Source organism: Endozoicomonas sp. ALC020 (assembly GCF_049275935.1).
Lineage (GTDB): Bacteria > Pseudomonadota > Gammaproteobacteria > Pseudomonadales > Endozoicomonadaceae > Endozoicomonas_A.
Window position 1 is genome coordinate 5,189,279 of the sequence record NZ_CP184830.1, and the last position, 10,926, is coordinate 5,200,204.

Below are 10,926 nucleotides of genomic sequence, written 5' to 3' on the forward strand. Positions count from 1 at the left end.
TTTGTTTATTTTTGTTTGTTTTTTTTATGGGTGTCTTATTTTTTTTATTTTTTTTTGCTGACGAGGCCTTTTTTTTATGGGTGTCTTATTTTTGATTTTTATTTTTATTTTTTTATTTGTTGTTTTTTTTGTTTTTTTGTTTTTCTTGAAGAGCTTGTCCCTGAGTCCGGTGGAAAGAAGTATCTGCCAATGAGGTTGATTCTTTTTGTTATTTTATTACGCAATATATAAAGAAAGGGTCGATCAAATCGGATTGATTGTATTCTATCTCCTTCACGGTTTCTGTTAGAATCAGTATTGGTTAGAGCTGCGTCCGGGGCTTCTTGATTACTAAAGGCATTCATAGGAAACGACAGAGCTGGCATAGCGCCTGAACTCAGATCGGTGGTAACAACAGAAAGTAAACCTGAACCTGATGGACGTAAAGCTTCGCTCAAGTCAGTGTTCTTAGCAATTTTAGAGGGTGGAAGTCCGGGAGTCATCGTTAAGCTGGATGAAAAGGATTCGTCGGAGTCTAATGATGAAAATAATGCCGTTATTATTTTTGATGTGACTGCTCTTAGCATTGTTTCTGGCGGGGGTAAGACCAAAATTATTTCATCATCTCTCCGGTAGGGAAAGGTAACTGCTTCCCAATCATTGTGATGTGCGTACCGGGAAGGATTGATTTCTCCATTCATAATTCTGTCTACAACGGCTGCCTGACCATCGGGTAAGGTAAATAAAGCTGCATTTTCGGTCCCACGAGACCTTTCCAACAGCCCTGTGAAGTAAATCGAAGTCATGAGTTCCATGTATGTTGATAAGGACCAAGCGATGGGGCTGCATAAACGGTGCACCATACCATGGGTTAATTGGCAAAATAGTCCGTTGAGCTCTTGGGCCAGGCTATGCATAAGCGTGAGGCTCATCAAGTTGATTTTACCACGAAAATCGTCGTGTATTTGTTTAAGTCTCTCTCTATAAACTGCCACAGCCTCAGGTTGACTGGCTGCGAGCAAGATAATCGAAGAAGGGTTCTTGTTCTGTTCATGGGCTGCTGCACCGGATGGCTTAGAATGATCCTCACTCAGACAATTTTGACGCCATTGCTCGATCGCACCGTCAGCACCCGCATTTAATACTAACAATGCCAGTGTCTGAAAAAGACTATCAGGGGATAATACAAAATTTTCAGGAATATTGGGGGCTGCACGGCTAAATACATTTACGGCAAACTCCAGATTTCTCAGCGATTCATCCACCTGTGCACCAGGACTTACTGGCGCTGCTGATTGGGAAGGCATTGTGCGATGCAGAAGATCTTCATTTTCAGCTTCTTCCCCACACATTGGGCAGAACGAGAAGTCTTTTCGATTGTAATTGAAGCCGCATTTGTGACAAGTCAAAGCCAGTAGTTGTAAGGGCAGCAATAGTAAACAGAGCAACACAAGAACGACAGTGTACTGGCAGGTTGAACCGGAAGGTTTAGCAATTAAAAACAAGTTTCACCTCACCTCTCTTAATTAAATTTTGCTGTCTTTTGATAAAGCTGAGAGAGAGTCAACCGCAGCACTTTTTGTATTTTTTGCCACTGCCGCAGAGACAAGGGTCGTTTCTTCCAGGCAGTCTGGCAGGTATATCCGGATAAATAAAATACCAGTGACCCTGTTCCCTGATGAAGTCTGAGTGCTCATGGTGCGCTTCTTCCCTGCCGGTGGCGGGGTTCAGGAACCAGGCTTTGAATTCCACTTTTCCCCGGCTGTCAGCACTGCCGCCAGCTTCAGTGCTGACCACGTCCAGTCGGGTCCACCGGGTGGCGTCTGTCTCTCGGTGAATGTCGGCTTTATCCAAGCCATTGATCTGGCGCTGCCAGGTGGTGGCCAGCAGATAATCCGTGTTTTTAAGATAATAGGCTGAAAAGCGGGAACGCATCAGGGCTTCTGCGGTTGGAGCCGCTTGCCCCGAATGGTAAGGGCCACAGCATGCTTTATAGGTTTGGCCTGAACCACAAGGGCAATGGTTGATAGAGGCGTCTGAATAAGGATGTTTGTGCTCAAGGCTGTTTTTAAGCTCAGGGCTGTTTTCAGTCATAGAATTCTTCGAGCAGGAGTGATGGGTTTTCGATAGAATATCATTTTACTTAAATTACAGGATCAGATACATGGGCTTTGGCAAAGCGGTGGTGGTTTTATTCTGGCTTTCAGCACTGTGGAATCTCTTTGTGCCCGTGGCAGAACCCATGGGGTCCGTATTGAATTGGGCTGCGCCCCTGTTGCTGCTGTTGCACACGGCAGAGCATTTCTTCTTCAGTCGCCGTTTTGCCGCTATGGGCGCGCCGCTGTCCATGAAAGATCGCTACATGATTCTGATCTTTGGCGGCTTTCACCTGATGAGTCTGATGAAAAAAATTCCAACCCAGCCGGTGGGTGATCAGCACAGTGCTTGAAGATTCACACAAAAAAAAGATCCAGAAGGCTTACAGCACGTTTCTGGCCAGCAAAAAGCTGAAGGCCCGGCCCGGTCAGAAACAGATGATTGCAGAAGTCGCCCGTTCCCTGGGTGAGGTCAAGACCGACAGTGAAGGGCGCAGAACCTCTGATCCTTCCGTGATTGTCGTCGAGGCTGGTACCGGTACCGGTAAAACGGTGGGCTATGTTCTGCCTGCTGTGGTGATGGCGCAGGCTGCTGATAAAAGACTGGTAATCTCTACAGCCACTGTGACGCTGCAGGAGCAGATTATCGGCAAGGACCTGCCCGATATTATCCTGAAAACCGGACTTAAGTTCTCTTTTACCCTGGCCAAGGGTCGTGGGCGGTATGCTTGTCTTAGCAAGCTTGATCGGTTGTTGCAGGAAGAGCAGTCAACGGCCTCATTAATGGATATGTTTGCCGCAGAAGGTTTCACACTGGCGCAGGACGAGACTTCCCTGAAGCTCTATCAAACTATGTTGGAAGACTTTGCCGCTTCCAGGTGGGAGGGTGATCGCGACAGCTGGCCCGATGCATTGGAAGATCAACAATGGCGAATGATTACCACGGATCATTCCCAGTGCAGTGGCCGCCGCTGTGGCTATTTTAATCAGTGTCCTTTCTATAAAGCCCGGGCAGATCTTGAACAGGCCGATGTGGTGGTGACCAATCATGATCTGGTGCTGGCCGATCTGGCCCTGGGCGGTGGCGCTATTCTGCCTGATCCGAAAGATACCGTTTACGTCTTCGATGAGGGCCATCATCTGCCTGACAAGGCGATCGATCATTTCGCCTGTCATTCGAGAATAAAAGGAACGGCCAGCTGGCTGGAGAAAGCCAGTAAGTCTCTACAGAAAACCCTGTCCCAAAACGCCTTGCCCGGTGAGTTGGGTGAAAGACTCGAAAAACTCATGCCTGAGTTTGATGAACTGGTGAATGCCCTGGGTCACACCCATACTCTGTTACAGGGTGTTGCAACCTTTGAACCTCGAATTCAGGGTGATACGACGGTTGCTGTCTATCGCTTTGAGCAAGGGAAAATACCTGAAGCACTTCGTCAGCAGGCTGAAGTACTCAAAGCCGGTTTCAGTCGTTGCAGTGGTATGGTAGAAAAAATTACCAGGGAACTGGACGATGCCATGGACGGTGATGTCCCGGGTATTGACCGTTGGCAGGCCGAGCAACTGTATCCGGAAATGGGTGCAATGCAAATGCGTCTGGAAAACCAGTTTAAGCTCTGGTTGACCTACACCATGAAAGACCCTGAGGGTGAGCCACCCAGTGCCCGCTGGCTGAAGTGGAGTGAAGGGCCCTTTGGTGAGGAACTGGAGGTTTTCAGCAGCCCAATACTTTCTTCGGCAACACTCTGGCAGACGCTCTGGAATCCGGGTTATGCATCGATTGTTACGTCGGCCACACTCACTGCATTGGGCAACTTCAATCGTTTCCGTATGCGCTCAGGGGTTCCGTCTGAATCCCGTTGCGTTGTGGTTCCCAGCCCTTTTCAGCACAGTCTCGCTGCACAGCTGGTGGTACCGGGTATGTTGTCTGATCCTCGTCAGAGTGAAGAGCACACGGAAGAAATCGTTGAGAAGCTGCCCGATCTGATGGCCAGACAAAAAGGTACATTGGTACTTTTTTCATCACGCAAGCAGATGAAAGATGTGCATTTTGGTCTCGATGATGCCTGGCGCAAGAAGATCCTTTTGCAGGATGATTATTCCCGGGCGGAACTTCTGAAACTGCATCGCAAGCATATTGATGAAGGCAAAGACAGTATTCTCTTCGGTCTGGCCAGTCTGGCGGAAGGGATCGACCTGCCTGGTGAATATTGTGAGCATGTTATTATCGCGAAAATTCCTTTTGCGGTTCCCGATGATCCTGTGGAATCGGCACTGTCAGAATGGCTTGAGGCTCAGGGTCGGAATCCGTTTATGGAAATAACCGTTCCAGATGCAGCCATCAAGCTGGTACAGGCCTGCGGTCGTTTGTTAAGAACAGAGCAGGATACCGGCCAGATCACCCTGCTGGATCGAAGAGTGGTCACAGCGAGGTATGGTCGTATGATTCTGGACTCTCTGCCGCCTTTCAGAAGAGCCATAGAGCATACAGTTTTCTGAATCTGGCAGAGAGCGTTGCTTCTGCTGTCGATGGGGTTCATCGACGGCAGAAGCAGTTGCCGGATGCCAGCTTTTGACTTTGTTCCGGCCTCGCCATCTTTTTACAGCAGTTCAAAACGGTTGTTTTGTTCTGTCGATGGTTTTTCATCCTCCGCAGACTCTTCTTCGGTGTTTGTCTCTTCATTTTTAGCCATCAGGCTTTGAAGGATCAGAACCTTCTCGCTTTTATTGCTCTCATCCTGCTTTGGCTCTTCTTCATCAGCAAAGCCGGACAGGGCTACAGCGGTCAGGGGCAGTATCAGGGCCAGGGCCGTCAATTTCTGTTTGATCATGATGTACACCTCTTGTTGGTTGCTTTTTTTCTGTTCTCATTACATTTGACTGCCAGATGCTGAAAAGGTTCCCTGAATAGTCTCCTGGCCAGACATTCGGGGGCTAGCTTTTGTTTTTCTCTCATTCCAACACTTGGGCTGATCAGGTAGAATGGTCGGCTGTTTTTTATTGTGGAAATCATTCTTTCCTGTCACTGCCCGGGGCAAGCCATCCGGTTCTGTTCCTGTTCAGGCATTTGCCTTACTCATGGTCAATACCGACAGCCGAAGTGATATTTCCCGATTTTTCATCGAACACTGAACGATATTGAGCGATAAACCATGCTTGAAGTAAACCCTATCAAGGAGCGTATTAAGGATCTGACAGCGCGTACTGACGTGCTTAGGGGGTATCTTTGACTACGCTCACAAGAGTGAGCGTCTGCAGGAAGTAGAGCGGGAGCTTGAAGATCCGGATGTCTGGAATGAACCGGAGCGTGCCCAGGCCCTGGGCAAAGAGCGTTCCATGCTGGAAGGCATCGTTGCTACCATTGATCAGCTGACATCAGGCCTGGAAGATTCCATTGAACTGCTGGAAATGTCGGTGGAAGAGCAGGACGAAGACGGCGTCGAAGGCGTTGTGGAAGAGCTGGACCAGCTGGGCGAAAAACTGGCAGAGTTGGAATTCCGGCGTATGTTTTCCGGGGCAATGGACCCCAACAATGCCTATCTGGACATTCAGTCGGGTTCCGGTGGTACCGAGGCCCAGGACTGGGCCAATATGCTGTTGCGGATGTACCTGCGATGGGGTGAGCAGAAAGGCTTCAAAACAGAAATCATTGAAGTATCTGCGGGCGAAGTAGCTGGTATCAAGTCGGCTACGGTTCAGTTTACCGGTGAATATGCTTTTGGCTGGTTGAGAACAGAAACAGGTGTGCATCGTCTGGTACGAAAGTCTCCATTTGATTCTGGTAACCGTCGTCATACCTCCTTCTCATCGGTTTTTGTCTCTCCGGAGATAGACGATAATGTCGAGATTGAGATTAATCCGGCCGACCTTCGAATTGATACCTACCGCTCCAGTGGTGCCGGTGGTCAGCACGTAAACACCACCGATTCTGCGGTTCGTATTACTCACGAGCCCTCCGGTATTGTGGTGCAGTGTCAGAATCAGCGTTCCCAGCATCAGAACAAGGACAAGGCTATGCAGCAGTTAAAAGCCAAGCTGTATGAGCTGGAGATGCAGAAGCGCAGTGCTGACGCCCAGGCTCTGGAAGATTCCAAGTCCGATATTGGTTGGGGCAGTCAGATTCGTTCCTACGTTCTGGATGATTCCCGAATCAAGGATTTGAGAACCAGCGTGGAAACCCGAAATACCCAGGCCGTTCTTGACGGAGATCTCGATAAGTTTATCGAGGCAAGTCTCAAGAAAGGCCTTTAAAGTCAGCCGTTGGCAGAGAACAGTTTACGCAAAGGAGTAGCAGGCAACTGTTAACTCCCGCCCCCCCCTGGGGTTGAACCGGAGAAACTATGTTTGAAGAACAGATCTTAGATACCCAGGAAGAGAACCGGCTGGTGGCTCTTCGCCGAGAAAAACTCACTGCCATTCGTGCTGAACGGGTCGCTTTTCCAAACAAATTCCGTCGTGATGCACTGGCTGCTGATCTTCAAAAAGAGTTTGCAGATGCCAGCAAGGAAGCGCTGCTGGAAGCTGGAAAGAAGGTCAAGATAGCTGGCCGTATCATGCTGAACCGTGGTGCATTCATGGAAATTCAGGATATGTCTGGTCGTATCCAGGTGTACGTGAATCGCAAGGTGCTGGCTAAAGAAGTGCTGAAGGAAGCCAAGACCTGGGACCTGGGTGACATCATCGGTGCTGAAGGCACCCTGCAGCGTTCCGGCAAGGGGGATCTTTATGTCGACATGGAGCAGGTTGAGTTGCTGACCAAATCCCTGCGCCCATTGCCCGAGAAGCACAAGGGGCTGACCGACACCGAAATGCGTTATCGTCAGCGTTATGTGGACCTGATTACCCGCGAAGAGTCCCGGGAAGCATTTCGTGTTCGTTCCCGTATTGTTCAGGTGATTCGTGACTATTTCCATGAGCAGGATTACATGGAAGTGGAAACCCCGATGCTACAGGTGATACCGGGTGGTGCAAGCGCTCGTCCGTTCGTGACTCATCATAATGCGCTGGATATTGATATGTACTTGCGTATTGCTCCAGAGCTCTATTTGAAGCGTCTGGTGGTGGGCGGATTTGAACGGGTGTTTGAAATTAATCGGAACTTTCGTAACGAAGGATTGTCTACACGTCATAACCCTGAATTTACGATGATTGAGTTCTATCAGGCTTACGCAGACTACATTGATATGATGGATCACACGGAAGCCCTCTTTAAGCGTCTGGCAAAAGACGTGACCGGTGGAACCTCAGTGACTTACCAGGGTAAGGAGATCGATTTCGGCAAGCCATTTGTGCGTATGTCCGTTTTCGATTCTATACTGCACATCAATCCGGATCTTGAGGCTGCTGACATCGATACGATTGATTCAGCAACCCGGGTTGCGGAAAAGCTGGGTATCGAGGTCAAGGGTACCTGGGGCCTGGGCAAGGTTCAGATCGAAATATTTGAGGAAACGGTTGAACACCGGCTGATGGATCCGACATTCATTACCGAATACCCGACAGAGGTTTCGCCTCTGGCTCGTCGTAATGATGACAATCCATTCATTTCTGACCGCTTTGAGTTTTTCGTGGGCGGTCGTGAAGTGGCCAATGGTTTCTCCGAGTTGAACGACTCTGAAGATCAGGCTGAGCGTTTTCATCAGCAAGTCACAGAAAAAGACGCTGGTGATGATGAAGCCATGCATTTCGATGCAGACTACATCAACGCTCTGGAGTACGGTTTGCCGCCAACGGCGGGCGAAGGTATCGGCATAGACCGTCTGGTCATGCTGTTTACTGATGCACCTTCTATCCGTGATGTACTGTTGTTCCCGCACATGCGACCCCAGCAGTAATCCCGGCTGGAATCATGGCAGACAGTTGATCTGTCTGCCTCCTAGCCTGCAGCCCAGTCTTCAGCGGCCATTGACCAAGCCTGGACAATGACACTTTAACCGTCATTTTCAGGCTGAAGTACAAGAAGATTGGCGTAGCTGAAACCTCTCTTTCAAGCGAGGGTTTCAAACGTCTTAAGACTAACAGGCAACTGCAAGGCATTTAATCATGGAAGCAACGTACAGTGACGAAAGAAACTGCGTCCTAACGCAGATGGCCCGGAATGAAGGAGCAGCTCTCGGAAATGGAACTCTGAAATACCAAGGGCGTAAAACCAGTCGGGCCAATAGTGAACAGCGCCGTCGAACCATACTGGAGGCAGCACTGAGAATCGTAGTAAGAGATGGCGTTCGTGGTGTAAGACACCGCGCAGTCGCTAAAGAAGCTCAAGTACCTCTCTCTGCGACTACTTATTACTTCAAAGATATTTCCGACCTCATAACAGACACCTTTACCCTGTTTGTGGAAATGGGGGCTGAAACTTTCAAGGCATTCTGGGAAGAGTCTGATGATCAGCTGCAAAAAGCGCTTTCACTGCTGGATGACTCCAGTGATTCCAGGGATCAGTTTGTTGATCAGATGCTGGATCTGGCCGTTGATTATGTTGGCAACCAGCTGACTGAGCATCGTGATTACCTGATCGCAGAGCGGGCTTTCCAGCTGGAGTGCCTGAGAAATGAAAATCTGCGTCCCATCGCTTTTAAACATCAGACCTATCTGTTGAACAGCCTGACTTCACTCTTCAGGCGCACAGGCTCTTCACAGCCAGAAACCGATGCACAACTGCTTGCCTCGTTCATTGCGCAGGTTGAGTATGAGGGGCTGTTGCAGAAAGGTGGACTGGATATGACACCGATTAAAGAAAGACTACATCGCCAGATAATGTTGATGTTCAAACATTGATTAATCACGGACTGTCAACAGGCATTCTGTAAAGTTAAAAATACCGTACACCTCTCTGCTAACGGGTGTACGAAACTATTTTATCAAGTCAGTTTAACATCAATCGTATGTATAAGTGCCTGCCTTGTTGGTTCTGCCTCTCTGGGCGACGTCTTAATCGATCCTTCTGCGTTTCAATTCTGTTAACCTGCCCTGGCTATGGGGCCGTGGCTGTGCCACGAGGGATGAAGAAATCCACTCGCCACTATATGCAAAACCAACTGGTCAGTTACTTGCTGACTCGATTATCATTCAACTCTTATTGTTAATATTTACAGAACCGGGGAAGTCCTATGCAGGAAATCAGACTGGAGCCCTCCTGGAAGTCTCATTTGCAGAGTGAGTTCAACAAGGAGTATATGCAGGTTTTGCGTAGCTTTCTGTTGAATGAAAAGGCCGCTGGTAAAACGATTTATCCTAAGGGCAGTGAATATTTTCGGGCTATGGAGCTGACACCTTTTGAACAGGTCAAGGTGGTGATTCTTGGACAGGACCCCTATCATGGCCCGGGTCAGGCTCATGGACTTAGTTTCTCGGTGCGTCCAGATGTTCGTATTCCTCCTTCACTGATCAATATGTACAAAGAGCTGCAAAATGATCTCGGGATTCCCCCAGCCAGTCACGGTTGCCTGGAACACTGGGCTGAGCAAGGGGTTTTGCTGCTCAACAGCGTCTTGACTGTTGAACACAAGCAGGCTGCTTCCCATCAAAAGCGAGGCTGGGAGCAGTTTACCGACAGAGTGATTGCAGAGCTGAACAATAAGAGAGAAGGGCTGGTGTTTATCCTCTGGGGTAGTTATGCCCAGCGTAAAGGGCAATTCATTGACCGCAGCAAACATCGGGTATTGCAGACTGTGCACCCTTCGCCACTGTCAGCACATCGGGGCTTCTTTGGCAGCCGACCTTTCTCGCAGGCTAATGATTATCTGACTTCCAGAGGCGTTCAGCCCATCGACTGGCAGCTGCCATGATAGCGACTGAATGAGGACTCGAAAGTCCTCATCTTTTTTCAGATCGTCAGCTCACCAGAAATACTCTTTCCGACCAGTTCTCTGATCTCTTGTGTTGAGAGGCCTTTTGACAGTAAGTGATGAAGCTTACAGAACATGGCTTCAGTCGTGGTGTCCAGACCACCAGTTACCCCCGCTTTGGCCAGTGCAGAGCCTGCGGCATAACTGCCTTGATGGACAGCGCCCCTGTGGCATTGGGTCAGATTGACGATGATTTTTCCGGCATCTGTCGCCTTTTTCAGTGCGTTCAGCAGGGCCGGGTCGTCATCAGGGCCATTCCCTGTGCCATAAGTCCTTATGATAAAGGCTTTTTGAGGCTGGTTCAGGGCCGCTTCCAGCCACTGGGCTGTGATACCGGGGAAGAGTTGCACAATGCCGACCTGGGTATCTTCAGAGCATTCAAGATGAAATTCTGGTTTTTTTTCAGGCTTCAACAACAGTAGATCATTGATCTCGATATTGATATCGGCACGTCCCAACCAGGGGAAGTTGGGAGAGTCAAAAGCATCAAAAAGATAGGCGTTTTGTTTGCGAGCCCGGTTGCCGCGCATTAAACGACCGTTAAAGTACAGGCATACTTCATTGATGCGCTCATCAGCGGCGATACTCAGGGCGCCGACAAAGTTTTCCAGTCCGTCACTACGAGGTTCACACAGAGGGATCTGGGAGCCGGTAAAGACAACCGGTTTATCCAGATTGCGAAGCATAAAAGACAGCATGGAGCTGGAAAATGCCATGGTGTCGGTACCGTGCAGAACCACAAAACCATCGTAGTCTTCATAGTGATCAGCAATGTCCGTTGCTATCTGCTTCCAGTTTTTTGGGCGGATATTACTGGAGTCGATCAACTCCCCATACTCCACCAGGTCAAAGTCGGGCAGACCCTGACGGACGTGGGGAGGCAGTTTTTCATCCAGAAGCGCCTGCATATTACCAGAGGGGGCATAACCCGAATCAGTGGGTTTCATGCCGATGGTGCCGCCGGTGTAAATAACGTAGATTTTCTTGGTCATAACAGCAATTTCAGG

10 protein-coding genes are annotated in these 10,926 nt (G+C 49.2%); 6 read left to right on the forward strand and 4 right to left on the reverse strand.

Going from position 1 to position 10,926, the window contains the following annotated elements:
- Nucleotides 1-104: 104 nt before the first annotated feature.
- Together ACOJUO_RS19045 and ACOJUO_RS19050 are read right to left on the reverse strand one after the other, a co-directional pair.
- Nucleotides 105-1,484, reverse strand: a complete 1,380-nt coding sequence (locus ACOJUO_RS19045) for a serpin family protein (RefSeq protein ID WP_422137833.1) — start codon at nt 1,482-1,484, stop codon at nt 105-107.
- A 58-nt stretch (nt 1,485-1,542) separates the two neighbouring features.
- Complete coding sequence (locus ACOJUO_RS19050) at nt 1,543-2,073, reverse strand: YchJ family protein (RefSeq protein WP_422137834.1); 531 nt, start codon at nt 2,071-2,073, stop codon at nt 1,543-1,545.
- A gap of 70 nt (nt 2,074-2,143) precedes the next feature.
- Between ACOJUO_RS19050 and ACOJUO_RS19055 the strand changes: the two genes are divergently transcribed.
- Together ACOJUO_RS19055 and dinG are read left to right on the forward strand one after the other, a co-directional pair.
- Nucleotides 2,144-2,428, forward strand: coding sequence for a DUF1145 domain-containing protein (locus ACOJUO_RS19055; protein ID WP_422133512.1), 285 nt, complete (start codon nt 2,144-2,146; stop codon nt 2,426-2,428).
- Complete coding sequence (gene dinG, locus ACOJUO_RS19060) at nt 2,421-4,571, forward strand: ATP-dependent DNA helicase DinG (protein WP_422137835.1); 2,151 nt, start codon at nt 2,421-2,423, stop codon at nt 4,569-4,571. The genes ACOJUO_RS19055 and dinG overlap by 8 nt, the downstream gene beginning before the upstream one ends.
- Nucleotides 4,572-4,672: 101 nt before the next feature.
- Here dinG and ACOJUO_RS19065 read toward each other — a convergent pair whose 3' ends face one another.
- Nucleotides 4,673-4,903, reverse strand: a complete 231-nt coding sequence (locus ACOJUO_RS19065; protein WP_422133514.1) for a hypothetical protein — start codon at nt 4,901-4,903, stop codon at nt 4,673-4,675.
- Between the two features lie 321 nt (nt 4,904-5,224).
- Between ACOJUO_RS19065 and prfB the strand changes: the two genes are divergently transcribed.
- The 4 genes from prfB to ung all read left to right on the forward strand — a co-directional run bounded on the left by prfB (nt 5,225) and on the right by ung (nt 9,859).
- A protein-coding gene (gene prfB / locus ACOJUO_RS19070) for a peptide chain release factor 2 (RefSeq protein ID WP_422133516.1) occupies nt 5,225-6,323 on the forward strand; the annotation gives its coding sequence in 2 pieces (ribosomal slippage) (nt 5,225-5,299 and nt 5,301-6,323; 1,098 coding nt in all).
- Between the two features lie 89 nt (nt 6,324-6,412).
- Nucleotides 6,413-7,906 (forward strand): lysine--tRNA ligase, encoded by a 1,494-nt coding sequence (gene lysS, locus ACOJUO_RS19075; protein ID WP_422137836.1) that lies wholly within the window; start codon nt 6,413-6,415, stop codon nt 7,904-7,906.
- Between the two features lie 208 nt (nt 7,907-8,114).
- Nucleotides 8,115-8,849: a TetR/AcrR family transcriptional regulator gene (locus ACOJUO_RS19080; protein ID WP_422133518.1), complete on the forward strand. Its 735-nt coding sequence runs from the start codon at nt 8,115-8,117 to the stop codon at nt 8,847-8,849.
- Nucleotides 8,850-9,181: 332 nt separating this feature from the next.
- Nucleotides 9,182-9,859: a uracil-DNA glycosylase gene (ung, locus tag ACOJUO_RS19085; RefSeq protein WP_422133519.1), complete on the forward strand. Its 678-nt coding sequence runs from the start codon at nt 9,182-9,184 to the stop codon at nt 9,857-9,859.
- 38 nt (nt 9,860-9,897) lie between these two features.
- Here the strand turns inward: ung and ansA are convergent, their stop codons facing one another.
- On the reverse strand, nt 9,898-10,911 hold the full coding sequence (ansA, locus tag ACOJUO_RS19090) for an asparaginase (protein WP_422137837.1): 1,014 nt from the start codon (nt 10,909-10,911) through the stop codon (nt 9,898-9,900).
- Between the last annotated feature and the right edge of the window lie 15 nt (nt 10,912-10,926).